Genomic DNA, 26700 nt, shown 5'->3' on the forward strand with positions numbered 1-26700 from the left:
CCGAGGTGGACCGGGCGGGGATCGGGGCGGGATGAACTCCTACGAGGGCGATGACGTCGAGGGCGCTGGAGCCGGGCGTTCCGGGGCGTCTCCGGACGGTGCGTCCCGGCCTTCGGACCAGCGGGAACCCGGGCGGGACCCCCGGCGAGACCACCCACGGGAACCGAAACCCCCACGCGGGGCCGACCGGGTGGCCCCGTCCGGCGCGGAACCGGCGCCCGACCGCGACCGCGAGAGTGCGGGCTCCATATCCGGGGCCGGCGCACCCGGCTCACCCGTACCGGAGGCGGCGCTCCGGACCGAGGGCCTGCCAAGGGCCGACGCTGTGACGGGGCCCGAAGCCGTGCCGCGACCCGGGCCCCGTACCGCAGACGGGCCCGATTCCGGATCTGATCCCCTGCTCGTGCCAGGGCCCGGCTCCGGACCCGACCCCGCAGCCGACGCCGGTTCCGGACGCGGCTCCGGACCCGCTGCCGGCTCCGACGGGCAGGTGCCCGCGCCCGCCACGCCGTCCAGCGGCATCGCGGCGCTCTCGCTCCCCTATCAGGCCATCGCCGCCCTCGCCCTGGGACTCGTCGCTTTACTCGCCTGTGTCCATCTGGCCATGGTCTTTCTGCATGTCTCACCGTCCAACACGGTCACCAAGCACTACGGCAAGGGCGTGGACGCCTGGATCTACCCCGAGTTCGAGCAGAACTGGAAGCTCTTCGCTCCCAATCCGCTCCAGCAGAACATCGCCATCCAGGTGAAAGCCGAGGTCAGGACCTCGGACGGGGGCCGTAGAACCACCGAGTGGATCGATCTGACCGCCGAGGACATCGAGGCGGTACGCGGTTCTCTCCTCCCCAGCCACACCTCGCAGAACGAACTGCGCCGGGCCTGGGACTTCTACACCAACTCGCACGACAACCAGGACCGCGCCACCGGAACGCGCGGCCGCCTCTCCGAGGGCTATCTGCGCCGGATCGTGATGCTGCGCCTGGACGGCCACGACCTCGGTGGTCCCGTCGAGCGGGTCCAGGTCAGATCCTCGTCAGCCATGGTGAAGGCGCCGGTGTGGAGCGGCGAGAAGACCGACACCCGCCCCGTCTACCGCGTACTGCCGTGGTGGCCGGTCACCGAAGCAGATCTGCCGGGCGGGGCCGACAACGGCGGTACCGAGCGTACGAAGCGTACGGAGGCCGGTCAGTGAGCGACGCGTCCATGAGCAAGGCCGCCGGGTTCCTCCAGCGGGTCACCGCGACCGCCCTCGGCCCGTACCAGAGCGCCGTGGTCCGGATCGGCTTCGCCGCGACCTGGCTGGTGTTCCTCCTCCGCGAGCTGCCCCACCGCCATGAGCTGTACGGTCCGGACGGGCCGTGGAGCTGGGAGATGGGGCGCGACCTGATCGCGGGCAACGACGCCTTCACCGCGCTGATGTGGACGGACAGCGTCATCTGGTTCGAGGCGATCTACGTCCTCGCCGTGCTCTCCAGTGTGCTGTTCATGCTCGGCTGGCGGACGCGGACGATGTCCGTGCTGTTCATGGTCGGGGTGCTCTCGCTCCAGAATCGTTCCATCTTCATCGGTGACGGCGGCGACAACGTCATCCACCTGATGGCCATCTATCTGGTCTTCACCCGCTGTGGCCAGGTCTGGTCGCTGGACGCGCGCCGTGCGGCCCGCGCCGCCCGTGCGGCGGCCGACCCGTCCGTGAAGACCCATCCGTCCGGGGGTGACGGCCGCCCGGCCGACCCGTCCGGCGTCGAAGGACGCCCGGACGCCGTCGGTCAGGACGTGGCACCGGGCCTCCCGGTGGGGCCCCGGATGGACCGGGTCGGCTCCGCGTTGTGGCTGGTGCTGGGATTCGGCCTGCTCACAGCGACCTTCCTCAACCGGACCGGCGTGTTCTACCTGGTGGTCATGTGGGTGGTCTGGGTCGGACTGGCCCTGTGGTGGACCGCCGATCGGTACGCTCCCCGCGGTCAGATCCGCGTTCTGCTGGACTGTCTCGCCAACCTGGCCCACAACGCGGCGCTGCTCGTGATCATGGCCGAGGTCTGTCTGATCTACGCCACCGCCGGCTGGTACAAGATCCAGGGGTCGCGCTGGCAGGACGGCACCGCGCTCTACTACCCGCTCAAGCTGGAGTACTTCACGCCCTGGCCCGCCCTCTCCGATCTGCTCGCCTCCCATGGGCTGATCGTCATGGCGCTGACCTATGCAACGGTCATCGTGCAGGTCGCGTTTCCGTTCACCCTCTTCAACCGCCGGGTCAAGAACGTCCTGCTCGTGGTCATGATCATGGAGCATGCGGGCATCGCCGTGATCATGGGCCTGCCGTTCTTCTCGATGGCGATGATCGCCGCAGACGCGGTGTTCCTGCCCACGGCCTTCCTGGTCTGGCTGGGCGCCCGGGCCTCGCGGGGGCGGAACCGGCTGCTGAAGCGCACCCCGGGGAAGCCGCCCGCGCCGGACCGGGATCCGCTGCCGGAGCAGCGACGGGAGAGCCCTGAGCACACCCGTACGCTCGTGGGGTGAGCGCGACCATCGGCCCGTGGGGTCCGGTCCTGGTCGCGATCGTCGTGCGGCAGCAGAGCCCCATTACGGCCTCGGCCGTCGATCGGCAGAGCCGGGTCATCGCGTACGGCCGCCGACCACAAGAGACCGGTCACGGCCGCCGCCCCCGTACGCTCGTGGGGTGAGCACCACCCGGGAACTGCCCGAGAACACCGAGAACCCCGTCGTCCCCGCGAACCCCGGGGCTTCCGGGGGCTCGGACGTCCCGATCCAGTACGACGAGGGGTACGGCCCCGAGATCGGTGTGGGCCCGCATCCGCTGCCCTGGCCCGGCGAGGAGCGCTACGACCCCGAGCTGCTGGCCGACGGCGACCGCCGCAATGTGGTGGACCGCTACCGCTACTGGACGCGCGAGGCGATCGTCGCCGATCTGGACACCCGTCGGCACGATTTCCATGTGGCCGTGGAGAACTGGGGGCACGATTTCAACATCGGGTCGGTGGTGCGGACCGCCAACGCCTTTCTCGCGCGGGAGATCCATATCGTGGGCCGCCGCCGTTGGAACCGGCGGGGCGCCATGGTCACGGACCGCTATCAGCATGTGCGCCACCACCCCGACACGGACTCGCTGACCGCCTGGGCGGCCGACCAGGAGCTGCCGATCATCGGGATCGACAATCTCCCGGGGGCGGTGCCGCTGGAGCGTACCGAGCTGCCGCGCCGGTGTGTGCTTCTCTTCGGGCAGGAGGGCCCCGGGCTGACGGACGAGGCACGCAAGCACGCGTCGATGGTGTGCTCGATCGCTCAGTTCGGCTCGACCCGGTCGATCAACGCGGGCGCGGCGGCGGCGATCGCCATGCATGCCTGGGTGCAGCGGCACGCGCGGATCCCGTCCCTGTAGAGACCGCCGACGGCCCCGCCCCGGCGGAAACGGCTCCCGGCGCCGGGCCCCGGGGCCACGGCCCCTCTGCCGCTCCGACGACCCCGTGGGCTTCCCTCCCCGCGGGATTCCGCGCCCCGGGGGCCTCGGCGGCCGTCCAAGGCCCCGTTGACGGCCCCGGTCCCTGCCGGCCCGGGCCCCCAGGGGAGGCGGGCCGGCAGGGCGGTGGCGGAACGGCGGTGTGCGGCTGGGGCGGTCACGCCTGGCGCCGGACCTCCACCACCCGGAAGCGATTCGAGACGAACGCTCCGTCGCACAGGGCCGCGTTCGCCGCGGGATTGCCGCCGGAGCCGTGGAAGTCGGAGAACGCCGCCGTCTGGTTGACGTACACCCCGCCCGTCAGATTGAGGGAGAGCTGTGCCGACTCGTCCAGGCACACCTCCTCAAGAGCACGCTCGGTCTCCCCGGAGGTGGTGTAGGCGCCGACCGTCATCGCGCCCTTGTCCCGGATCGTGCGCCGCAGCAGGTCCAGGGCGTCCTCCGCCGAGTCCACGGCGACCGCGAACGAGACCGGGCCGAAGCACTCGGACAGGAAGACCGCCTCGGCGTCCGGCTTGGCGCCGTCGAGCTTGACGATCACCGGGGTACGGACGACCGCGTCCGGGAAGTCGGGGTTGGTGACCTCCCGGGAGGGCAGAGCCACCTCGCCAAGACCGGCGGCTTTCTCCAGACGGCTCTTCACCTCGGGGTTGACCAGCGCGCCCAGCAGCGCGTTCGCCCGGGCGCCGTCGCCGAGCAGACCGCCGACCGAGGCGGCGAGATCCGCCACCACCTCCTCGTACGACTTGTGGCCGGCGTCCGTGGGGATGCCGTCGCGCGGGATCAGCAGGTTCTGCGGGGTGGTGCACATCTGGCCGCTGTACAGGGACAGGGAGAAGGCGAGATTGGACAGCATCCCCTTGTAGTCGTCGGTGGAGTCGACGAGGACGGTATTGACACCCGCCTTCTCCGTGTACACCTGCGCCTGGCGGGCGTGGGCCTCCAGCCAGTCGCCGAACTCACTGGAGCCCGTGTAGTCGATGATCTTGATCTCGGGGCGGACCGCCAGGCTCTTCGCGATGCCCTCACCGGGGCGGTCCACCGCCAGGCAGACGAGATTCGGATCGAAGCCGGACTCGGCGAGCACCTCGCGCGCCACCCGCACCGTGAGCGCCAGCGGGAGCACCGCGCGCGGGTGGGGCTTGACCAGCACCGGATTGCCGGTGGCCAGCGAGGCGAACAGGCCCGGGTAGCCGTTCCACGTCGGGAAGGTGTTGCAGCCGATCACCAGGGCGATACCGCGGCCGGCCGTGGTGAAGGTCTTCCGCAGTTGGAGCGGGTCGCGCTTGCCCTGGGGCTTGGACCAGTCGGCGGCGGCCGGGGTGCGGGTCTGCTCCAGATAGGCGTACGCCACGGCCTCCAGGCCGCGGTCCTGGGCATGCGGTCCACCCGCCTGGAAGGCCATCATGAACGCCTGGCCGCTGGTGTGCATCACCGCCTGGGCGAACTCATGGGTGCGGGCGCTGATGCGGGAGAGGATCTCCAGACAGACCAGGGCGCGCTGCTCGGGTCCGGCCTCGCGCCAGGCGGCCATCGCGGCACGCATGGCCGGGAGCAGCACATCGGGATCCGGGTGCGGATACTCGATGCGCAAGTCGGGGCCGAAGGGGGAGACTTCGGCGCCCGTCCAGCCGTCGGTGCCCGGCTGATCGAGGTCGAAGCGGGTGCCCCGGAGCGCCTCGAAGGCCGCGAGGCCGTCGGCGGGCGCGCTGTCTCCGTACGCCTTGGGGTGCTCGGGGTGGGGTGACCAGTAGGCGCGGGTGCGGATCGCTTCGAGGGCTTGGTCGAGCGTCGCCCGGTGGCTGGTCAGCCGGGTCTCGGTCAGCTGCATGACGGACGAACTCCTCGTCGGGCTGGGCAGGGACGTAACGACAGAGTTAGAGTAACCGAACGATCGGTCGGTACAAGGGGGCCCGTCAAACCTGTGGAAAACTCATCGGGGAGGATCACCTCCATGACCGTCACCGAGCAGAGCCCCGTCACCCGGGGGGCCGTCGACCGGAGCCGGGTCGTCGCCGTGGTCGGCACCGGGACCATGGGGCGGGGCATAGCCCAGGTCGCCCTCGCCGCCGGCCACCCCGTACGGCTCTACGACGCCGTACCCGGCCGGGCTGCGCGGGCGGCCGACGACATCGGTGCCCGGCTGGACCGGCTGGTCCACAAGGGGCGTATGGACGCCGCCGAGCGGGACGCGGCACACGCCCGGCTGCGTCCGGAGGACGATCTCGCCCGGCTCGGCGACGCGGCGCTCGTCGTGGAGGCCGTCGTCGAGCAACTGGCGGCCAAGCAGGAGCTGTTCGCCGCGCTGGAGGCGATCGTCGAGGACGACTGCCTGCTCGCCACCAACACCTCCTCGCTCTCCGTCACCGCCGTGGCGGGTCCCCTGAAGCGGCCCGGACGCGTCGTCGGACTCCACTTCTTCAACCCCGCTCCCCTGCTCCCCCTCGTCGAGGTCGTCAGCGGCTTCGCCACCGACGAGGAGTCCGCCACGCGCGCGTGGGCGACCGCGGCGGCCTGGGGCAAGACCCCGGTGCGCTGCGCCGATCTGCCCGGGTTCATCGTCAACCGGGTGGCCAGACCCTTCTACGCGGAGTCCTTCGCGATCCACGAGGAGCGGGGCGCCGACCCCGCCACCCTCGACGCCGTCCTGCGTGAGTGCGGCGGATTCCCGATGGGCCCGTTCGAACTGACCGATCTGATCGGCCAGGACGTCAACGAGGCCGTCACACGCTCCGTATGGGACTCCTTCTTCCACGATGTGAAGTTCACGCCCTCCCTGGCTCAGCGGCGGCTCGTGGAGGCGGGGCTGCTGGGCCGTAAGACGGGCCGCGGCTGGTACGACTACGGGGAGGGCGCCGACCGGCCCGAGCCGGTCACCGCGCCCCCCGCCGACGCTCCCGCCCAGGTCACCGCGCAGGGCGATCCGGGTCCCGCGGCGCAGCTGCTCGACATGATCGCCGAGGCCGGTATCCCCGTCACCCGGGAAGACGCGTACATGGGCACCAGACTGGTGCTGCCCGGCGGAGGCCATCTGGAGCTCACCCTCGGGGCGCCGACCGCCGGACGGGACCTCGTGTACTTCGATCTCTCGCCCGACTACCGGGCCGCCACCCGGATCGCGCTCGCCCCTGCCCCGTACGGCGCGGAACGCACCCTTCAGGAGGCGACCGGGCTGTTCCAGGCGCTCGGCAAGAAGGTCAGCGTCATCGAGGACGTACCGGGCATGATCGTGGCCCGTACCGTCGCGATGCTGATCGACATCGCCGCCGAAGCGGTGGCCAAGGGCGTCGCGACCGAGGACGACATCGACACGGCGATGCGGCTCGGGGTGAACCACCCGCTGGGCCCCCTCGAATGGAACCGCCGGCTGCCCGTCGGCTGGGCCCACATCCTGCTGGAGAACCTCCATCAGTGCGTGCCGGGCGGGCGCTACGCCCCCGGCCTCGCGCTCCGTCGTCGCTACGACGCGGGCGAGGGAGAGGGCGACGTCTCATGACCACGGCCAAGCGCGACACCTACACGCCCGAGACGCTGCTGACGGTGGCCGTGCGCGTCTTCAACGAGCGCGGCTACGACGGCACCTCGATGGAGCATCTCTCCAAGGCGGCGGGCATCTCCAAGTCGTCCATCTACCACCATGTCGCGGGCAAGGAGGAGTTGCTGCGCAGGGCTGTGAGCCGGGCGCTCGACGGGCTCTTCGCCGTGCTCGACGAGCCGGGGGCGCAGCGCGGGCGGGCCATCGAGCGCGTCGAGTACGTGACCCGGCGCACCGTGGAGGTGCTGATGGCCGATCTGCCGTATGTGACGCTGCTGTTGCGCGTGCGCGGCAACACCAGGACCGAGCGGTGGGCGATGGAGCGACGCAGGGAGTTCGACCAGAGGGTCGCCGAACTGCTGAAGGCCGCGGCGGCGGACGGCGATCTCCGCGCGGACGTGGACATCCGGCTCGCCACGAGGCTGCTTTTCGGCATGGTGAACTCCCTGGTGGAGTGGTACCGGCCGCATCCGGGCAGCGGATACGAGGGCGAGCGGCTGGCCGAGACGGTGGTGCGCATCGCCTTCGACGGGCTGCGGACGGGGCAGCAGGGGGCCACTCGCTCCGGCGCGGCGGAGACCTGACCGGGGGCACCCGCTCCGATGCGGCGGCCTGAGCCGCCGTCAGGCGCCTTCTCAGAGCTGCTCGGCGTCCGGGGACGGAACCGTATGGCTCGGGCGGCTCGGCCGCCCGGAGTCCGGCACGGGATCGGGATCCGTCTCCTCGAAGACCAGCAGCGTACGGGTGGACAGCACCTCGGGGATGGCCTGGAGCCGGGTCAGGACCAGTTCGCGCAGGGTGCGGTTGTCCGGTGTGTGCACCAGCAGCAGTACGTCGAAATCACCGCTGACCAGGGCGATATGGGCCGCGCCCGGCAGCGCCTCCAGCCGCTCGCGGACCGTGCGCCAGGAGTTCTGCACGATCTTGAGCGTGATGTACGCGGACGCTCCCTGGCCCGCGCGCTCATGGTCGATACGGGCGCTGAAACCCCGGATCACCCCGTCGTCGATGAGCCGGTTGATCCGGGCGTACGCGTTGGCGCGTGACACATGGACCCGCTCGGCGACGGAACGTATCGAGGCCCGCCCGTCCGACTGGAGGATGCGCAGGATGTCACGGTCGATGGCGTCGAGCGCCCGTGGTGGAGACGCCTGCTCGGTACGGTCCCCGCCCTCGGCCATTTGTTCAGCTGCCATGTCCCCCCGCCTCCCTGCCATGGACGACCTGTGTCTATCTCAGGCTGTGGAGAACCGTTTGTCCACAGGCTGAAGCCGCCTGTAGCCAAATTGCGTCAACGACCGAACAATCGGTAGGGGAGGCGCGCCATCGCCGGCCGCCTCGTTCCGTCGCTCCCTCGAGGAGGTGCTCGCGTTGCGAAAGAGCAGCATGACAGTGCAGGAGCTGCCCGGGGCCGTCGCGTACCGGCCCACCCCGCCCCCGGCGTGGCAGCCCCGCACCGACCCCGCACCCCTGCTCCCGGACCCCGAGCCGTACCGGGTGCTCGGCACCGATGCCGCCGCCGGCGTCGACTCCGAGCTGCTGCTGACGCTGTACGCCGAGCTGGTCCGCGGCCGTCGGTACAACACCCAGGCAACCGCTCTGACCAGGCAGGGAAGGCTCGCCGTCTATCCGTCGAGCACCGGCCAGGAGGCGTGCGAGGTGGCCGCCGCCCTGGCGCTGGAGGACCGGGACTGGCTCTTCCCGAGCTATCGCGACACCCTCGCGGCCGTGGCGCGCGGACTGGACCCCGTGCAGGCCCTGACCCTGCTGCGCGGCGACTGGCACACGGGGTACGACCCGCACGAGCACCGGATCGCCCCCCTGTGCACTCCCCTCGCCACCCAGTTGCCGCACGCCGTGGGACTGGCGCACGCGGCCCGGCTCAAGGGGGACGACGTCGTCGCGCTCGCGATGGTCGGCGACGGCGGCACCAGCGAGGGCGACTTCCACGAGGCGCTGAATTTCGCGGCCGTGTGGCAGGCCCCCGTCGTCTTCCTGGTGCAGAACAACGGCTTCGCGATCTCCGTACCGCTGGCCAAGCAGACCGCAGCGCCCTCCCTCGCCCACAAGGCGGTGGGTTACGGGATGCCGGGCCGCCTCGTCGACGGGAACGACGCGCCCGCGGTCCTCCAGGTGCTCTCCGAGGCAGTGGCGCGGGCCCGCCGGGGCGGTGGCCCGACGCTGATCGAGGCCGTGACCTACCGCATGGAGGCGCATACGAACGCGGACGACGACACCCGCTACCGCGGCGACGCCGAGGTCGAGGCATGGCGCGACCACGATCCGATCCTGCTTCTGGAGCGCGCGCTGACCGAGCGGGGCCTGCTGGACGACGACCGGAGAGCGCAGGTCACCGAGGCCGCCGAGACGATGGCGGCACGGCTGCGCGAGCGGATGAACGCGGACGCGCGGCTCGACCCGATGGACCTGTTCGCCCATGTCTACGCCGAGCGGACCGGCCAGCTGCGCGAGCAGGCCGCGCAGCTGCGCGCCGAGCTGGAGGCCGAGGGACTCGACGCGGACCCGTCGGGCGTGGAGGGAGGGACCCGATGACCACCGCCACGACCCCGCCCCAGGCCGAGCCCGCGGTGAAGCCCGCCACCTTGGCGCAGGCACTGCGGTGTGCCCTGCGCGACGCCATGGCGGCGGACCCGTCCGTCCATGTGATGGGCGAGGACGTCGGCGCACTCGGCGGGGTCTTCAGGGTCACGGACGGGCTCGCCGAGGAGTTCGGCGACAGGCGCTGTACGGACACGCCCCTGGCGGAGGCGGGCATCCTCGGCACCGCCGTCGGCATGGCGATGTACGGGCTGCGGCCGGTCGTGGAGATGCAGTTCGACGCCTTCGCCTATCCGGCGTTCGAGCAGCTGATCAGCCATGTGGCCCGGATGCGCAACCGCACCCGGGGCGCGATGCCGCTGCCGATCACCGTCCGGGTGCCGTACGGCGGGGGCATCGGCGGCGTCGAGCACCACAGCGACTCGTCCGAGGCGTACTACATGGCGACCCCGGGGCTCCATGTCGTCACACCGGCGACCGTCGAGGACGCGTACGGGCTGCTCAGGGCGTCCATCGCCTCGGACGATCCGGTGATCTTCCTGGAGCCGAAGCGGCTGTACTGGTCGAAGGCGGCCTGGTCACCACAGGCTCCCGCCCCGGTGGAGCCCCTGGGGCGCGCTGTGGTCCGGCGCCGGGGGAGCAGCGCCACGCTGATCACCTACGGGCCCTCCGTGCCGGTCTGTATGGAGGCGGCCCGGGCGGCGGCCGCCGAGGGCTGGGACCTGGAGGTCGTCGATCTGCGCACCCTGGTGCCGTTCGACGACGAGACCGTCTGCGCGTCCGTGCGGCGTACGGGGCGGGCGGTCGTCGTCCATGAGGCGACCGGATTCGGCGGTCCGGGGGGCGAGATCGCCGCACGGGTGACGGAGCGCTGCTTCCACCACCTGGAGGCTCCCGTGCTGAGGGTGGCCGGATTCGACATTCCCTACCCGCCGCCGATGCTGGAGAGGCACCATCTGCCTGGAGTGGACCGGGTGCTGGACGCGGTGGCGCGGTTGCAGTGGGAGGCGGAGAGCTGATGGCTCAGGTGCTCGAATTCAGGTTGCCGGATCTCGGCGAGGGGCTCACCGAGGCCGAGATCGTGCGCTGGCTGGTCGCGGTGGGCGATGTCGTCGCCGTCGACCAGCCCGTGGTCGAGGTCGAGACGGCCAAGGCGATGGTGGAGGTGCCCTGCCCCTACGGGGGTGTGGTGACCGCCCGTTTCGGCGAGGAGGGTACGGAACTTCCGGTCGGGGCGCCCCTGATCACGGTCGCGGTGGGCGCCGCGGCGGACGGCGGACCGGAGGCCCCGGGGCCCGGAGCTGTGGGGTCTTCGGGGTCTTCAGAGCCCACGGGGACCACAGGTCCCCCGGGGGCGGGCGGTTCAAGAGGATCCGCCGGTCCGACGGGTTCGGGCGGTCCAACGGGTTCCTCAGGTTCAACGGGTTCGACCGGGCCAACTGGTTCCGCCGGATCATCCGGGGGCGGTTCTCCGGGCGGCGGCTCGGGGGCTTCCGGAAGCGGTGGTGAATCGTCGGGCAATGTGCTCGTCGGGTACGGGACGGGGGCGCCCGCGGCCCGTCGGCGGCGGGTCCGGCCGACTCCGGCCGCCCCAGCGGCGGCCCCCGTATCCGCCGCGCCGCCCGGTGCCCAGGGGCGTTCCGCCGCCGAGTCGGGGCCCGTCACCACCGCTGTCCGGGCGGATCGGCCGGTCCGGTCCGACGGCGGGAACGTGGGGGCCGACGCGGGGGTGGACGGTGGCCCCGTGGCCGTGGTCTCCCCGCTCGTGCGGCGGCTCGCCCGGGAGCACGGGCTGGACCTGCGGCAGCTGACCGGTTCCGGTCCGGACGGGCTGATCCTGCGCGCGGACGTCGAGCACGCCATGCGGGCCGCCGAAGCGCCGCCCGCCCCCGAGCCGGTGGGCATCGCCGCCGGGGCCTCCACCGGGGGCGAGCGGATACCGCTGCGGGGCGTCCGCGGGACCGTGGCCGACAAGCTGTCCCGCAGCCGGAGCGAAATCCCGGACGCCACCTGCTGGGTCGACGCGGACGCGACGGAGCTGATGGCCGCGCGGGCCGCGATGAACGCGGCGGGCGGGCCGAAGATATCGGTGCTCGCGCTGCTCGCCCGGATCTGTACGGCGGCCCTCGCCCGCTATCCCGAGCTGAACTCCACCGTGGACCTCCAGGCCCGGGAGATCGTGCGGCTGCCCGAGGTGCACATGGGGTTCGCGGCGCAGACGGAGCGCGGGCTCGTCGTCCCGGTCGTGCGGAACGCGCACAGCCGCTCCGCCGAGTCGTTGAGCGAGGAGTTCGGGCGGCTGACCGAGTCGGCCCGGCAGGGGAAGCTGACCCCCGCCGAACTGACGGGCGGCACCTTCACGCTGAACAACTACGGGGTGTTCGGTGTCGACGGTTCCACTCCGATCATCAACCACCCGGAGGCGGCGATGCTGGGGGTCGGCAGGATCGTGCCCAAGCCATGGGTGCACCAGGGGGAGCTGGCCGTGCGCCAGGTGGTCCAGCTCTCGCTCACCTTCGACCACCGGGTGTGCGACGGCGGTACCGCGGGCGGGTTCCTGCGGTACGTCGCGGACTGTGTGGAGCAGCCGACGGTGCTGCTGCGGACGCTGTAGCCGTCTGCCGTCTGCCGTCTGCCGACCGATGGCGGGTGGCGGGGTGGCTGGTGGTCGGGGGTGGGTGACCGGCGTCCGGTGGCTGTGGATGGGCGACCGGCCGACCCCGGCGGCCGGGTCGCCTGCCGGGCCCGTGGCGAGGGAGGGGTGGCTGCGGGCATGGCTTCCGTCTCCTCGATGACCTCATGGGCACTCCACCGGTTCCAGCGGCAGCCCCCCGTCGCGGTCTGGTGCGACTGCGGCATCGGCGCCGTACACCGGGGGCGCCGGTTCCGCCGGACTCTGCGCCCTGGGCCCGTGGGCGCACGGCGGCCCGGTCACCCGGCCTTCCCCCGGTACGCCTCGGGCCTGCTGAGACGGGGCGCACCACGGCCGTGCGGCCCGCACTCGGCCTGGGGACGGCCACGCGAGCCGGCGTGGGACGGCTGCCACGGCAGTCGTAACATGAGTTCTCCCGCCCGGGAACCGTGGCGTCCGCATCTGCGTGCTCATAGAGTATGGTCCGCAGGAACGACATGGTGCCGGTGCTCGCCCACCTTGTGGGGGTGGGGGCAGTTGGCTGTTTTCTCACCGGCGTCCAGTTCGTCGCGGTGGTCATCGGACTCGTCTCCGACGACGCCGAGCCGCCCGTGGCCGCCCTCGTCGCTGTGATGCCCTTTGCGGTCTCCCTTCTCGCGGGCTTCGCGCTCTCCGCACGCTCCTTGGTGCCGCTCACCCGCCGGGCGCGGGGTCTGTGGATATGGGCAGCGGCGGTGTACGGACTCGGAACCGCAGGCGCCATCGGGGCCGCAGCGGTGCACTTCCGCGTCTACGACGGGGAGAACGACTTGGCGGCGCTGTATCTCTCGGGAGGCGTCTGCTACGCGCTCGCCGCCGCGTTCTTCCTCCCGGGAACGCGGATCCGGGCGGCCGCCCTCGCCACCGCGGCCGCCCTCGCCGTCGGCGGGGGCTACGTCTCCTGGCAGGCCGCCCAGCCGCCCACACCCGACGAATGGATCGCCGACAACCGGGTGGACCGTGCACTGCTGCGCGTCGGCGAACCACCGACCGGCTACGTACTCCAATCCGTCGGGGCGAGCGAGGACGGGTTCGGAGCCACTTACACCCGCCCCGGCTCACCGGATCTGCACCTTGGCGTGGAGCGCTCTGGAGCGGACACCCGGCGCCGCGACGCGCAAGGCTGTCCCGTTCCCTTCGGTGTACCCATCCGGTGTACGGACGACGGTGACGGCCGTCAGCTGGTGACGTACGGCGGCAGTGCCGTACGCCAGGAACTGGTGCTGCGCCGCGACGGCCTGGCCCACACGGTGACCATCGACGGAAACGAGGCCGATCTGCCCGGAGCCCGGCACATCCTGCTGACGCTGCGGCCCGCGACTGACGGAGAGCTGAGGCTTATGACGGACGGAGCCGCGAGCGCGGGAAAGCCGAGTACGCGAGGTGGCTCGTTCCAGGAGGGCCGGAGCGAGACGGCGTAGGCCGCCGGGCAGACCGTCCACCCGGCCGCGTCCGCCCAGGACCTGCCCACCTGGCCTTGCCTCCGGCCTGCTCCGTGCCCGCCCACCCCGGCCCCGTCCACCCTCGGCCGGTCCTGGGCGGGGGGACTCCGGGAGTGGACGGGCGGGTCGGGGTGATCGACTCGGTGTTCCGTGGTTCCGGGGCGCGGCACATACTGCAAGGCATGACCGCGACCCGGGGCAATACCGCGTATGACGCCATCGTGCTGGCCGGAGGCGCCGCGAAGCGGCTCGGTGGGGCGGACAAGCCCGGGCTGAGTGTGGGCGGGCGGGCGTTGCTCGATCGGGTGCTCGGTGCCTGTCGGGGCGCCCGGCGGACCGTGGTCGTCGGAGGGCGCAGGCCGACCGCGCGCCCTGTCGTCTGGGCCCATGAGGACCCGCCGGGCAGTGGTCCGGTCGCCGCGCTGGACGCCGGGACGCGACAGCTCGGGGCGGATTCGGAGGCCGTGCTCGTGCTCTCGGCGGATCTGCCGTTCCTCGGTGAGCCGACCGTGCGCCGACTGGTCGAGGCCCTGAGCGCGGGTGGACGCGAGGGGGCGTTGCTCATCGATGCCGGAGGGCGGGAGCAGCCGCTGGTGGCCGCGTACCGGACCGAACCGCTCCGCAGGGAGATCGCGCTTCTCGCCACCGAGTACGGGGCACTGGCCGGGCTCCCGCTGCGGCTGCTCACTCAGGAACTGGACCTCATCAGGGTCGAGGCGGACCCGCTCGCCTCCTTCGACTGCGACACCTGGGAGGACATCTCGACCGCCAGGGCTCATATCAGGGAGCATGAGCACGTGCTGGACGAATGGATCACAGCGGTCAAGGACGAACTCGGTGTCGACCTCGACGTCGACACCAAGACGCTGCTCGACCTCGCCCGTGACGCCGCGCACGGCGTCGCACGCCCCGCCGCGCCGCTCACCACGTTTCTCGTGGGGTACGCGGCGGCGTCCATGCGGGACGGCGGCCCCGAGGCGGTCGCGGAGGCCGCGCGCAGGGCGACCGCGCTCGCCCTGCGCTGGGCCCGGGAGGCGGAACAGAACCCGCCGGCGGGCGGACCCGACCGGACCGACGCGGAATGAGCGGCCAGAACCGTCTCCGGGCCGCGCGCCTCGGACCGGGCACCAGCGAACCCTCCGGCCCCGTCGCAGAGCCCGCCACCGGATCCGCCGCCGGCCGGGACGCCGGTGGTGAGGCCGGAACCGGCACAGGGACCCGTACAGACACTGGAACAGGGGCCCGTACGGGCGCCGGAACCGAGACAGGGACCGCGACCGGGACCGCGACCGCAGCGGGTTCCGACGGTGTGGAGGACGCCCTCGCGCTGGTGCGGCGCCGGGGAAGCCACCGGGACGCTGCCGGGCGTCGCGGCCCCGGGCCGGGACGTGGCGGCGGCGCGGAGCCGGAATCAGATGCCCACCGTGCGACCGCGTGGCCCGAGGCACGGAGCCTCGCCGGGCGCCTCGGACGTGCCGTACCGCGGCGGGCGCAGAGGGTGCCGCTCGGGCAGTCCATCGGCCATGTGCTGGCCGAGCCGCTCACCGCACTGTGCGATCTGCCCTCGTTCGACACCTCCGCCATGGACGGCTGGGCCGTCGCGGGCCCCGGACCCTGGGCCCTTCAGGCCGGTGGATCGATCCTCGCCGGACGCGGTGAGTCCCCGCCGCTGGAGGACGGTACGGCGGTACGTATCGCGACCGGCGCCCGTATCCCGCCCGAGGCCACCGCGGTGATCCGTGCCGAGCACGCCCGTACCGACGCGGGGCAGCGGCTGCTGTACGCCGATCGGCGGGTGACCCCCGGGCAGGACATCCGGCCGCGGGGCCAGGAGTGCCGCTCCGGGGATCTGCTGCTGCCCGCGGCGGCCCTGGTGACCCCGGCGGCCCTCGGGCTCGCGGCGGCGGCGGGCTACGACGAACTGGCCGTCGTCCCCAGGCCGACCGTCGAGATCCTCGTCCTCGGCGATGAGCTGCTCGCCGCGGGACTGCCGTACGACGGGCTCATCCGGGACGCCCTCGGGCCGATGCTCGGCCCCTGGCTGGACGCCCTGGGTGCCGAGACCGTCGCCACCCGATGGCTCGGCGACGACGCGGGAGCGCTGTACCGGGCCGTCACGGCCTCGGGTGCCGACCTCGTTCTCACCACCGGTGGCACGGCCGCAGGGCCGGTCGACCATGTGCACTCCGTCCTGCGGAAGGCGGGCGCGGAGCTGCTGGTCGACGGGGTCGGCGTCCGGCCGGGGCATCCGATGCTGCTGGCCCGTCTCCCCGCCCGAACGGAGGCCGGTGGGGAGGATTCGCCGGCCGGACATCTGGTGGGGCTGCCGGGCAACCCGCTCGCGGCCGTGTCCGGATTGCTCACGCTCGCCGAGCCGCTGCTGCGGGGACTGGCGGGACTGCCCGCCCCCGTTCCGTACCGTGCGCCCCTGCGGGGCGAGGTGCGGGCCCATCCGTACGACACCCGGCTGGTGCCGGTCGTCCACCGGGCCGGGTATCTGGTGCCGCTGCACTACAACGGGCCCGCGATGCTGCGGGGGATCGCCGCCGCCGACGGGCTGGCGGTCGTACCGCCGGCCGGTGCCCGGCACGGCGAGGAGCTGGAGGTCCTGGACCTCCCGTGGACCCCGAGCTGAACTCATATGAACCCGAGTGGATCTTCCGTGGACCCGAGCTGACGGTCCCGGCCAGGGGACCCGTGCCCCGGACGCCCTGAACCGGGATGCCCCCGGCCCCTGAACGGCGACACCGACGGCCCTCCGGGCCGGGTCACTCACGGTGCTGCCCCCTGCCAAGGGGGTGTTTCACGTGAAACACTCTCCGTGACCACGGCCGGGTCATCCGTGACCACGGCCCGGCAGCCGTACCACGACCCGGCAGCCGTACCACGGCCCGTCCATCCGTGACCCGTGATCCGTGGCTCAGCGAGGCGGCTCCTCCCGGCTGATGGTGATCAGACGGTCCCCGAACTGAAGACTCGCGGCCTCCGGGTCCGCGTAATCCAGCATCGTCTTCCGGCGGACGACCGCCACGACCAGGTCCGCGCATTCGCGCGGTGAGCGTCCCACCTCGTCCTTGGCCACGGAGCGCTCTATGAGGCTCAGTCCGGTGCCGTGCGTCATCAGGTCTTCCAGGGTGTCGGCGACATGCGGGCTGGCCGTGGACACCCCCAGCAGCCGGCCGGCCGAGCTGGAGCTGGTGACGACGGTGTCCGCGCCGCTCTGCTTCAGCAGCGGTACGTTCTCGTCCTCCCGGACCGCGACGACGATGGCGGCGCGCTTGTTGAGCTGGCGCGCGGTGAGGGTGACCAGGGTCGCGGTGTCGTCCCGCTGCGGGGCGATGATCACCCGGGCGGCGGTCTGCAACTCGGCGCGCAGCAGCGTACGGGAGCGGGTGGCGTCGCCGAGGACCGCGACGAGGCCGTCCGCGCCGGCGGCGTCCACGGCCTTCTGCTGGGGGTCCACCACGACGATCTTGTCCTTGGTGATCCCCTGGCCCCGCAGGGTCTCGATGGCGTGCCGGCCCTTGGTGCCGTATCCGACCACGACGACATGGTCACGCATACGGGAGCGCCAGCGGTGGACACGTACCTGCTGCCGGGTGCGCTCGGTGAGCACTTCGAGGGTGGTACCGACCAGGATGATCAGAAACACCACGCGCAGGGGCGTGATGACGAGGATGTTCGTCAGCCTCGCGGCGTCGCTGACCGGGGCGATATCGCCGTAACCGGTGGTGGAGAGGGTGACCGTCGTGTAATACGCGGCGTCCAGGAAGTCGACCTTGCCGTCCGCGTTGTCGTTGTAGCCGGAACGGTCCAGCCAGACGAGCAGTGTCGTGACCGCCAGCACCAGCAGGGCCATGGCCAGCCGCCGCAGCACCTGCTGGAGCGGCGGAACGGCCGCCTGCGTCGGCATGCTGATGGAGCGTCCGGCCTCGGCGTCGTCCTTGGCCTCGCTGCGTGAGCGGTACCACAGAGAGCGCAGGATCGAGAATCTCCCTGCCTTGGGCGGCGGTTGTTTGTCGCCCTTCATCGCGGTTCCCCTCCGGCGTTGGCCCAGTCGGTCGGCATGAGTGACCATGGTCGCGGATCTTGCGGGCGAGTGGGGAGCAAGGCTCGACACGTGTCCGTGAACCCGGTACGGGTCCGTACGGGGGGCGCGGTCGATACGGTCGGCTCCCGGGGCGGACACCGGTCGGGCACGAAGTTGGGTGCGGATGAGCGTTGGAGGCATGACGTGCGTGACCACACCATCATTGTCGGCTTCGGAACGAAGGGTCGTTCCGCGATTCAGACGCTGACCGCGACGGGGCTGAGGAAGGACCATTTCGTCGTCGTCGACCCGAGCAGCAAGGTCGTCGACGGCGCGATCGCGGACGGGTTCGCGGGGGTCGTGGGCGATGCGACCCGGAGCGATGTGCTGATCCGCGCGGAGGTGCAGCGGGCGCGGCGGATCGTCATCGCCACCCAGCGGGACGACACGGCGGTACTGGTCACGCTGACGGCGCGCCAGCTGAACAAGGACGCGAAGATCGTCACGGCCGTACGCGAGGAGGAGAACGCGCCCCTGCTGCGGCAGTCCGGCGCGGACGCGGTCATCACGAGTGCCAGCGCGGCGGGGCGGCTGCTCGGCCTGTCCGTACTGAGCCCGAGCGCGGGGGCGGTGATGGAGGACCTGATCCAGCAGGGCAGCGGGCTCGATCTCGTCGAGCGGCCGGTCATAAAGGCGGAGGTGGGTCTGCATGTACGGGACACCGACGACCTGGTGGTGAGCGTGCTGCGGGGGCACCGGCTGCTCGGATACGACGACCCCGCGGCCAGTCCGCTCCAGTTGACGGACCGTCTCATCACCATTGTGCGGGCGGACGGCTCGGTGGCGCCCCACAGGGGAAACCGGCGCGGGAAGTGATGGCGGGACGGGGCGACGGAAGAGGGCCGGAGTAGCCTCGCGGCCATGCATGCGATCACGATTCCCGAACCCGGCGGCCCCGAGGCGCTCGTCTGGGCCGAAGTGCCCGATCCCGTACCCGGCGAGGGCGAGGTCCTCGTCGAGGTCGCGGCGAGCGCGGTCAACCGCGCGGATCTGCTTCAGCGACAGGGCTTCTACGAGCCGCCGGCGGGGGCGTCCCCGTATCCCGGACTCGAATGCTCGGGCCGGATCACGGCCCTCGGCCCGGGGATCTCGGGGTGGAGCGTCGGCGACGAGGTGTGCGCCCTGCTCGCGGGCGGCGGTTACGCGGAGAAGGTGGCGGTGCCCGTGGGGCAGTTGCTGCCCGTACCGCGGGGGCTGGACGTGGTCACGGCGGCGGCGCTGCCCGAGGTGACCGCGACCGTATGGTCGAACATGCTGATGATCGCGCGGTTGCGGCCGGGTGAGACGGTGCTGATCCACGGCGGTTCGAGCGGTATCGGCACCATGGCGATCCAGCTCGCCAAGGCGGTGGGCGCCCGGGTGGCCGTCACGGCGGGCACGCCCGAGAAGCTGGAGCGGTGTGCGGAGCTGGGCGCGGACATTCTGATCGACTACCGGCAGCAGGACTTCGTGGACGAACTGCGCAAGGAGACGCAGGGGGACGGGGCGGACGTCATCCTCGACATCATCGGCGCGAAGTATCTGGACCGGAATGTACGGGCTCTCGCGGTCAACGGGCGGCTCGCGGTGATCGGCCTCCAGGGCGGGGTCAAGGGCGAGCTGAATCTGGCGACGCTGCTGGGCAAGCGTGCGGCGGTGACCGCGACCTCGCTGCGGGGGCGCCCGCTGGGTGAGAAGGCGTCGATCGTGGCGGCGGTCCGTGAGCACGTCTGGCCGCTGATCGAGGGGGGCCGGATCCGGCCCGTGGTGGATTGCGAGCTGCCGTTGCGGGAGGCGGCGGAGGGGCACCGGGTGCTGGAGTCGGGGACGCATGTGGGCAAGGTGCTGTTGCGCACGGACTGACCCTGTAACCGCCTCGGCCGACACCAGGCGCCTCCGCCGCCCCGAGGCACATTCGCATCCGCCGGCGCCCGGTGGTCGCCAGGCGCCTCGGCCGCCCCGAGGCACCTCCGCCTCCGCCGGCGCCCGGTGGTCGCCAGGCGCCTCGGCCGCCCCGAGGCACCTCCGCCTCCGCCGGCGCCCGGTGGTCGCCAGGCGCCTCCGCCGCCCCGAGGCACCTCCGCATCCGCCGGCGCGAGCGCCGCGAGTGCCGCAAGCGCCCTCCGCCGACCCGAGGCAGCCTGCCGGGGCCGGCGGGCTGCCTCACTCGCCCTCACGGTCCGATCCGGTCAGGCTCGTACGGGTATGGGTAACGGGTACGGGCCTGAGTGGACCGGTCCTACAGATACGGCCGGAGCGGGACCGGGCCCACAGATACCGCCGGAGCGGACCGGACCCTATGGATACTGGCCCGGCGGATACGGCCCCGGCGGACCCTACAGGTACGGACCGGAGCGGACCGGGCCGTGCTGGGCGTTGTCGTCGTCGTGGGAGACCCCGGGCGGAAGAGCGCGGCGCATCTGTTCGAGCTGGGCCCGCGCCGCCATCTGCTGGGCGAACAGAGCCGTCTGGATACCGTGGAAAAGACCTTCCAGCCAGCCGACCAGCTGGGCCTGGGCGATACGGAGCTCCGCCTCGGAGGGGATCGCATCATCGGTGAAGGGGAGGGAGAGGCGCTCCAGCTCCTCGACGAGCTCGGGCGCGAGCCCGTCCTCCAGCTCCTTGACCGAACCGGCGTGGATCTCCTTGAGGCGGACACGGCTCGCCTCGTCCAGAGGTGCCGCCCTGACCTCCTCCAGCAGCTGCTTGATCATGCTGCCGATCCGCATGACCTTCGCGGGCTGCTCGACCATCTCCGTCACCGGGACCTCGCGCGATTCGTCGTCGCCGTCACCGCCGCCGAGTGCCATACCGTCCTGCCCCACGACCAGAACATGGGGGCTCTCCTGCGACCGTTCATTCCTCGGCATCTCCATGCAGCCATTCTCTCGCACAGACGCTTCATCACGCGGTGTGCCCCCGTACAGGAATGATCACTCCTGTACGGGGGCACAAAACCGCAGGTGAACTGTTATGAGGCCGCCCGGCGGGCCAGAGCGCCTCGGGAGCGGGTCACCAGGGCCGCGAGGAGCGCCGCACCGACGGGGACCGCGATCAGCAGGGCGAGCAGGGTCGGCCAGGGCATCACGATGGGTATGAAGGGCTTCGTACCTGCGTAGCCGGCGTCAAGGGCCTGCCGGTACATCTCCATCTGGTCGCGCCGCTCGGTGAGCAGCAGCCCGATCGACGGCAGCACTCCCGCCGCCGATCCGAGGACCACCCCCATCAGGGCCACCACTCCGCACTGGAACCCGCTGAGCGTTCTGCGTACCCGTGGCGGCGCACCGACGGCCGCCAGGGTCTTCAGATCGGCCTCCGCGTCGGCCTGGGCGAGGCCGGTGGCGATTCCGGCGGCCCCGATGGTGATCAGACCGGCGAAGACGGCGAGTGCCACCATCGCGATATCGGACTCGCTGACATAGCCCTCCTCGATATGGAGCGAGATGTCGTCGCCGATCTTCGCCAGCTCGCCGTCCAGCTGCTGGCGCTCCTTGCCGGTCGGCATCCTGTCCGTCGCGTAGAAAGCGCCGTACGGGACCGTGGTCATCCCTGCCGCCTTGGCCGCCGAGGGCGGAAGGATTACCGAGATGCCGTAGGCGTCGGTGTCCTCGGGTGCCCGGTAGGTGTCGAAGGACTTGACGACGCCGGGGACCTCCTTGTTCTGTGCCTGTGCCTCGTCGGCGGCCTCGACGTCGGTGATCATCCGGATGCCGATCTTGCCCCCGGCGTCGTAGTAGCGCCTGTCGAAGGCGACCGGCTTGCCTGACTCCAGTGCCTTGGCCACCCCGGGATCGCTGATGCCGAGTGCCTTGAGCAGCTTCTGGTCGCCCACCAGGACGGGGGTATTGCTGTAGTAGAAGCTGCCCGAGTCCTTGCAGCGCCAGTCCCCGGCGAGCTTGCGCCGTTCCGCCACCGTGTAGTTCCGCGCGGGGTCCCCGGTCTCGCCCACGGCCTCGAGCGGGCAGCGGTGGGCCGGAGGCAGGACCAACTCGTGGCGCCCGCAGCCGTTGCTCCAGTCCCATGAGGAACAACTGGGCTTGCCGACGACGATCCGGTCCACATCGGCCCGTTCGGCGACCGGCAGCATGCGCTGCACGGTGGAGCGGATGGCGGGGACGTCCCGGGCGCTCTGCTCGTCGAGCGCCAGGACCGCGCCGTGGGGCAGCCGGGGCGTGTACTGCGCCCGCGCCTGGGCATCCTCGCTGGCGGCGTAGGTGGCGACCGCGACCGTGCCCGCGACCGCCGCGAGCACCGCGGCCACCGCCGGGGCCGTACGCGCCCGGTTGCGTACCGCGTCCCGCAGGGCGAGCCGGGGGGACAGCGGCAGAAAGCGTCCCAGCCGGCCGAACAGCCCGACCAGGGCCGGGGTGAGGGCGACAACGCCGAGTTCGGCGATACCGGCTCCCAGCCCGACCACGACGATGCTGTCCATGAACATGGATCCGGCCAGTGCGACGGCCGCGCCGAGCGCGACGGCGATGAGACCGATCACCGGCAGTACGCGGCTGCTCCGGCGGATCCCCCGGCGGCCGGTGAGCGAGGCCAGCACGGGCTGGCGGGACGAGGTGATCGCCGGTACGAGCGCGGCCATCGCACCCGTGAACACGGCGAGCGCCCCGATACCGAGAAGCTCCAGGGGCCGGATGTCGATACCGCCGAACCGGCTGCCGCCATAGCCTTCCAGGACCGGCCTGAGCACAAGGGTGAGCAGCACTCCGAGAACAGTGCCGATGACCGCCGCCGACAGCCCGATCACCAGACCGCCCGCGAGGACGATGGCGCGGATGTGCTTGCGGTCTCCGCCGTTGGCCCCGACGAGGCCGAGCTGCCGGCGTGAGCGCCGGGCTCCGACCGCGAAGGCGGGCCCCGCCAGCAGACAGATCTCCAGGATCGCGAGACCGACGACCGTGGCGACCGCGGCGAGTGCGGCGGCGTCCGCCGCCGGACCGGGCTGCCAGTTCTGCCAGTCCGGCTGCTGGTACAGCGGGACCTCGGAGTCGGCCGGCGGATCCAGGGTGACGGCACGTGACTCGACCGTCACACCCCTGGTGTTGGCCGCCTTGACCATGCTCCACGTGAAACCACCCTTGACCGTCACCAGATGGCTGGTGCTCGACTCCGTGGTGGGCAGCTCAAGCTTGGCCAGGGCCTTGTCGAGCGGTGCGAGAAGGGAGCCCGGCAGGGCGTTGACCTGGTCGGTCTCGAGCGTGCCGGGAAGCTCGTACGCGCCCACGATCGTGTACGCGCGGTCCAGATGCCGGGCCGTGAGCCGGGAGCCCACACGCAGACCGCTGTGGTCGAGGAAGGCGGTGGTCGCCATGACCTCCTCGGCCTTCTGCGGGAGCCGGCCCTTCTTCAGGGTCATGATCCCCTCGACCATCGGATCCGTGGCCTTCAGCTCCCGGATCTCGGTGCTCAGCAGACCGTGTTCCGTATGGACCTTGGCCCGGCCGAGCGCGTCGGTCAGAGACCTGGCCCCCGGGGGCAGGGCCTTGGCCAGTTCGGTCCTGCCCTCGGGGAAGGGACGGTCCTCGTGCTTCCCGACCATCGAGAAGGTGTCGGGGTCGGGTGCCTGCATCAGGGGCGCCCCGCCCAGACCGGGGTCGTCCATCCGGGCGTCCGCGGCTCCCAGCGACCGCTCCAGCTTCTGCTCGGCGGACAGTTCCACACTGCGCAGGGTCACATCGGCGGCGCTGACACCCAGGATGGGGAGGGCGATCATCGCGAGGACGAGAGAACTCCGCCCCTTCGCGCGCCAGGCGTCACGGCGGGCGATCCTGATCGCGGCCCGCCAGGAGTGGTACCAGGTCTTCACAGCTCGGCCGCCTGGCCGGACAGCAGGGAGTCCGCCTCGGTGCGTACGGTCTGGTCGACGACCGCGCCGTCACGCAGGAACACGACCCGGTCCGCCCAGGCCGCGAAGCGCGGCTCATGGGTGACGAGGACACCCGCGGCGCCCGAGTCACAGCGGGCGCGCAGCAGCGCCAGCACGGATTCGCCGGTCTCGGAGTCCAGGGCGCCGGTCGGCTCGTCGGCGAGGACGAGCCGCCGGTCGCCGACCAGGGCGCGGGCGATGGCGACGCGCTGCTGCTGGCCGCCGGACATCTCGTCCGGGAAGCGGTCCGCGAGATGGCCCAGTTCCACCTCCTCCAGGGCGGCGAGGGCCTCGACCCGGGCCTTGCGGGCGGAGGTGCCGTCCAGTTCACGCGGCAGGGAGACATTCTCGGCGGCGGTCAGCGCCGGGATGAGGTTGTAGTCCTGGAAGACATAGCCGATGCTGCGGCGGCGCAGCGCGGCCAGCTTCTTGCGGTCGGCCGTGGTGATGTCCGTGTCCTCGACGATCACCTGGCCCGAGGTGGGCATATCGAGGCCGCCCGCGATGGTGAGCAGCGTGGACTTGCCGGAGCCCGACGGGCCCATGACGGCGACGAGTTCGCCGGGGAACACATCGAGGTTGATGCCCCGGAGCGCGTGTACCTCGGTCGCCCCGCTGCCGTGGATCCGGACCACCTGCTGGAGCTGGAGCACCGGACGCTGTGAGCCCTGGGTCTGTTGTGGTTGCTGCGACTGATGGGGCTGGGATTCGGACATGGGTGGGTTCCCCCCTTGAGCGGAATGAGCGAAGGGCCTGTGGGGCTGGGGAGCCGGCGAGGCCCTGCGGGTTCGGGTGGAGTCCTCCGCCTCCGGGTCCCCGGATGGTGCGCGGGAATCCGAGGGCGTGGGCTCCGAGGTTCATCGGGCCGGTGAATCCGAGCTGAGCCGGACCGGGCTCAGCCGATCCGATCCGGTCCGAGGTCGATCCGGTCCGAGGTCGATTCGGTCAGAGATCGATTCGAGGTCGATTCGAAGTGAGTCGAGCTGAACCGGGTCGGACTGAACCGGGTCGTGGCTGAGCCGTGTGGTGCGGAGGCCCGAGTGGTGCGGCAGGACGTGCGGTGCGGAAGCTCGTGCGGTGCGGGAGGCCCTGCGGTGCGGAAGCCTCCACCGCGGAGGTTCCCGTGCCGCCGGAGCCGGTACGGCGGAAGCCTGTGTGGTTGTGGTTGTGGTTGTGGGACCGGGGCCGGGGCCCGTGCCCTTGACTGGGTCCGTGGCCGTGGCCGTGGTGCGCGGACCCGGCGGACCGGTCGGTACGGATGATCGTGCTGGTGGTGACGCGGGTGGTGACGCAGGTGATGGTGCGGGTCGGGCGGGTCAGCCCGGGGGCTGCCCGGAAACCCCGCCGAGGGCCTCGGAAGGCACCGACGGCGAGGACTGTCCGAGCAGCGGGGCGGCCGTCGTCGGGTGCTGTGCCGCTCTCCGTTCGGCCGTGACGGAGAGCCGGATCAGCCGGGCCTCGCAGTGGTCGAGCCAGCGCGCCTCGGCCTCGGTCTGGAAGATCAGCTGCTCCAGGACCAGCAGCCAGGCCACATCACGCTCCCTCGCCTCCCCGCCCGTGGTCCCGGCCTCGATCTCGGCGAGCGCCTGGACCTTGAGCCGGGTGTAGTCCTGCATCGCCTTCACGGTGTGATGGCGCTGGGACTGGATGACGGCGCGGACGTCCACGCCCGGGGCGCCGATGGCCATCGCGAGCTTGATGGCCAGCTCGTCCCGGGGCGGGCTGCTGCGGTCGACGGGCGATTCGAACCAGCTCATCAGCTCGCTGCGCCCCGCCTCGGTGATGACGTACAGGTCGTGGCCCGCGTCGTCCGCACCGTTCTGGGCGACCATGCCGTCGCGCTCCAGCCGGCTGAGGGTCGTATAGACCTGGCCGACGTTGAGCGGCCAGGTGGCCCCGGTGCGGGATTCGAAGTCCGAACGGAGCTGGGAGCCGTAACGCGGCCCGTGTTCCAAGAGGGCGAGGAGCCCGTGACGGATGGACATACTCGGTATGTATACCGGGTATGTTGCGCCGGGCCAACCGTCGTCGGACGGACATCCGGGGGTCCGTCTCAAGGGGGACACTGCGGTGTACGCGCGGTCAGCGTCGCCTCATACGGACGCCCAGAAAGCCGATTCCGAGACCCATGAGCGCGATTCCGAGGCCGAGGGAGGCCGGTGAGACCTGTTGCGCCGAGGGCTGGGGAGCGGCCTGCGCGGGCCGCTGACGTGCGGCGGCGGCCGCGTCCGGGCTCAGCGACGGCTCCGGCTCCTCCACGGCCACCTCTTCGTCGTCCGTCAGAGGGGGGTCGTCCTCCATAAGGGGGGTTCGGGGCTCCTGGGGCTGGGCGGAAGGACGGAGCGCGGGAGCCGAGGCGGAGGCCGAACCGGGACGGGATTGTGACACGGGGGCGCTCGTGGACGGGCCGGGCTCCGTCTCGGTGGCGGCCGTCTCACCGGCTTCGGGGGGCGGAATGCTCACGGGGGGACGCCCGGGCCGGGGCCGCCCCTCGCCCGCGGGCCGTCCCGCGAGCGACGGTGACACGGCGGGCGCGGGCGCGGCGGGTGCCGGTACGGCCGGTGAGGGGGCGGGTGGCACGGCGGTCGGGAGGGCGGGGGCCGGGGGCCGCTCCGCCGGGGCGGTGGCGTGGGGCACGGCGGGCCGTCCCGGCAAAGGCGCCGTATCGGGTACCGCGGACTCCTCCGCGTAGGCGGCGAGGGGCGTGGTCAGCACGACGAGCGAGGCGACCGCGATCGCGCACCGTGTGCGGAGACTTGGAATCACCGGGTGACTCCCTCCCGTACCGAGCGGCCGTGACGACGGACTCAGAGTCACATAATGTGATAAATCTGGCATCTCGGGCGGAGGTATGCAGATGCGGCCGGGCCGTTCGGCGGGGCGGGGACGGCCGGCAGCGCGAAGGGGTGCGGGAGCGTTCGGCGGCGGCCCCGCCCAGGGGCGGCCAGCCCAGAAGCAGCGCCCAGGGTGGCCCGCTCAGAGGTAGTGCCCAGAGGTAGGCCCGCTCAGAAGCAGCACCCACGGGTACGGGCCCGGCGCCTCCCGCACGTACGCCCGCCCGAACCGGGTGG

The 26700-nt window shown here is 71.9% G+C and carries 21 protein-coding genes and 1 pseudogene; 14 read left to right on the forward strand and 8 right to left on the reverse strand.

Annotated features, from left to right (window positions below; translation table 11 throughout):
* Positions 1-490: 490 nt before the first annotated feature.
* The 4 genes from ACIBCM_RS13460 to ACIBCM_RS13475 all read left to right on the forward strand — a co-directional run bounded on the left by ACIBCM_RS13460 (position 491) and on the right by ACIBCM_RS13475 (position 3400).
* Positions 491-1192 carry a DUF5819 family protein gene (locus ACIBCM_RS13460; RefSeq protein WP_399242517.1) on the forward strand — a complete coding sequence of 234 codons (702 nt, stop codon included), beginning with the start codon at positions 491-493 and terminating at the stop codon, positions 1190-1192.
* Positions 1193-1203: 11 nt separating this feature from the next.
* Positions 1204-2520, forward strand: coding sequence for an HTTM domain-containing protein (locus tag ACIBCM_RS13465; RefSeq protein WP_399242708.1), 1317 nt, complete (start codon positions 1204-1206; stop codon positions 2518-2520).
* A complete protein-coding gene (locus ACIBCM_RS13470) occupies positions 2517-2684 on the forward strand; it encodes a hypothetical protein (protein ID WP_399242519.1) in 168 nt (55 codons plus the stop codon). The genes ACIBCM_RS13465 and ACIBCM_RS13470 overlap by 4 nt, the downstream gene beginning before the upstream one ends.
* An 83-nt stretch (positions 2685-2767) precedes the next feature.
* A complete protein-coding gene (locus ACIBCM_RS13475) occupies positions 2768-3400 on the forward strand; it encodes a TrmH family RNA methyltransferase (RefSeq protein ID WP_399242710.1) in 633 nt (210 codons plus the stop codon).
* Between the two features lie 235 nt (positions 3401-3635).
* Here ACIBCM_RS13475 and paaN read toward each other — a convergent pair whose 3' ends face one another.
* Entirely contained in the window at positions 3636-5309 is a 1674-nt protein-coding gene (gene paaN, locus ACIBCM_RS13480) for a phenylacetic acid degradation protein PaaN (RefSeq protein ID WP_399242522.1), read from the reverse strand.
* A gap of 123 nt (positions 5310-5432) precedes the next feature.
* On the opposite strand from paaN, the gene ACIBCM_RS13485 reads away from it, so the two are divergent.
* Entirely contained in the window at positions 5433-6974 is a 1542-nt protein-coding gene (locus tag ACIBCM_RS13485) for a 3-hydroxyacyl-CoA dehydrogenase (RefSeq protein ID WP_399242524.1), read from the forward strand.
* Complete coding sequence (locus ACIBCM_RS13490; RefSeq protein ID WP_399242526.1) at positions 6971-7597, forward strand: TetR/AcrR family transcriptional regulator; 627 nt, start codon at positions 6971-6973, stop codon at positions 7595-7597. The genes ACIBCM_RS13485 and ACIBCM_RS13490 overlap by 4 nt, the downstream gene beginning before the upstream one ends.
* 51 nt (positions 7598-7648) lie before the next feature.
* Here the strand turns inward: ACIBCM_RS13490 and ACIBCM_RS13495 are convergent, their stop codons facing one another.
* Positions 7649-8194, reverse strand: coding sequence for an Lrp/AsnC family transcriptional regulator (locus ACIBCM_RS13495; protein WP_399242712.1), 546 nt, complete (start codon positions 8192-8194; stop codon positions 7649-7651).
* Positions 8195-8399: 205 nt separating this feature from the next.
* Here ACIBCM_RS13495 and pdhA point away from each other — a divergent pair, with 205 nt between their 5' ends.
* The 6 genes from pdhA to ACIBCM_RS13525 all read left to right on the forward strand — a co-directional run bounded on the left by pdhA (position 8400) and on the right by ACIBCM_RS13525 (position 16320).
* Positions 8400-9566 carry a pyruvate dehydrogenase (acetyl-transferring) E1 component subunit alpha gene (pdhA, locus tag ACIBCM_RS13500; protein WP_399242528.1) on the forward strand — a complete coding sequence of 389 codons (1167 nt, stop codon included), beginning with the start codon at positions 8400-8402 and terminating at the stop codon, positions 9564-9566.
* Complete coding sequence (locus ACIBCM_RS13505) at positions 9563-10591, forward strand: alpha-ketoacid dehydrogenase subunit beta (RefSeq protein ID WP_399242530.1); 1029 nt, start codon at positions 9563-9565, stop codon at positions 10589-10591. Before pdhA ends, ACIBCM_RS13505 begins: the two co-directional genes overlap by 4 nt.
* Complete coding sequence (locus ACIBCM_RS13510) at positions 10591-12186, forward strand: dihydrolipoamide acetyltransferase family protein (RefSeq protein WP_399242532.1); 1596 nt, start codon at positions 10591-10593, stop codon at positions 12184-12186. The genes ACIBCM_RS13505 and ACIBCM_RS13510 overlap by 1 nt, the downstream gene beginning before the upstream one ends.
* Positions 12187-12683: 497 nt before the next feature.
* Positions 12684-13664 (forward strand): hypothetical protein, encoded by a 981-nt coding sequence (locus ACIBCM_RS13515; protein ID WP_399242535.1) that lies wholly within the window; start codon positions 12684-12686, stop codon positions 13662-13664.
* Between the two features lie 203 nt (positions 13665-13867).
* The gene (locus ACIBCM_RS13520) at positions 13868-14770 is read left to right on the forward strand and encodes an NTP transferase domain-containing protein (RefSeq protein WP_399242537.1); all 903 of its coding nucleotides are present in this window, start codon (positions 13868-13870) and stop codon (positions 14768-14770) included.
* Between the two features lie 413 nt (positions 14771-15183).
* Positions 15184-16320 (forward strand): molybdopterin molybdotransferase MoeA, encoded by a 1137-nt coding sequence (locus ACIBCM_RS13525; RefSeq protein WP_399242539.1) that lies wholly within the window; start codon positions 15184-15186, stop codon positions 16318-16320.
* Positions 16321-16605: 285 nt separating this feature from the next.
* On the opposite strand, the gene ACIBCM_RS13530 is transcribed toward ACIBCM_RS13525, so the two are convergent.
* Positions 16606-17598 carry a potassium channel family protein gene (locus tag ACIBCM_RS13530; RefSeq protein ID WP_399242714.1) on the reverse strand — a complete coding sequence of 331 codons (993 nt, stop codon included), beginning with the start codon at positions 17596-17598 and terminating at the stop codon, positions 16606-16608.
* Positions 17599-17901: 303 nt separating this feature from the next.
* Here ACIBCM_RS13530 and ACIBCM_RS13535 point away from each other — a divergent pair.
* Together ACIBCM_RS13535 and ACIBCM_RS13540 are read left to right on the forward strand one after the other, a co-directional pair.
* Positions 17902-18591, forward strand: a pseudogene (locus ACIBCM_RS13535) (potassium channel family protein); the annotation flags it as partial.
* A gap of 45 nt (positions 18592-18636) precedes the next feature.
* On the forward strand, positions 18637-19617 hold the full coding sequence (locus tag ACIBCM_RS13540; RefSeq protein WP_399242541.1) for an NAD(P)H-quinone oxidoreductase: 981 nt from the start codon (positions 18637-18639) through the stop codon (positions 19615-19617).
* Positions 19618-20090: 473 nt separating this feature from the next.
* Here ACIBCM_RS13540 and ACIBCM_RS13545 read toward each other — a convergent pair whose 3' ends face one another.
* From ACIBCM_RS13545 to ACIBCM_RS13565, 5 genes are all read right to left on the reverse strand, one after another.
* Positions 20091-20630, reverse strand: coding sequence for a bacterial proteasome activator family protein (locus tag ACIBCM_RS13545; RefSeq protein WP_399242542.1), 540 nt, complete (start codon positions 20628-20630; stop codon positions 20091-20093).
* Between the two features lie 95 nt (positions 20631-20725).
* Complete coding sequence (locus tag ACIBCM_RS13550; protein WP_399242544.1) at positions 20726-23569, reverse strand: FtsX-like permease family protein; 2844 nt, start codon at positions 23567-23569, stop codon at positions 20726-20728.
* Positions 23566-24345, reverse strand: coding sequence for an ABC transporter ATP-binding protein (locus ACIBCM_RS13555; RefSeq protein ID WP_399242546.1), 780 nt, complete (start codon positions 24343-24345; stop codon positions 23566-23568). The genes ACIBCM_RS13550 and ACIBCM_RS13555 overlap by 4 nt, the downstream gene beginning before the upstream one ends.
* Before the next feature lie 600 nt (positions 24346-24945).
* The gene (locus ACIBCM_RS13560) at positions 24946-25614 is read right to left on the reverse strand and encodes a PadR family transcriptional regulator (protein WP_399242548.1); all 669 of its coding nucleotides are present in this window, start codon (positions 25612-25614) and stop codon (positions 24946-24948) included.
* 97 nt (positions 25615-25711) lie between these two features.
* Positions 25712-26395 carry a hypothetical protein gene (locus ACIBCM_RS13565; protein ID WP_399242551.1) on the reverse strand — a complete coding sequence of 228 codons (684 nt, stop codon included), beginning with the start codon at positions 26393-26395 and terminating at the stop codon, positions 25712-25714.
* Positions 26396-26700: the final 305 nt, after the last annotated feature.

The organism is Streptomyces sp. NPDC051018 (genome assembly GCF_044456085.1).
Classification (GTDB): domain Bacteria; phylum Actinomycetota; class Actinomycetes; order Streptomycetales; family Streptomycetaceae; genus Streptomyces.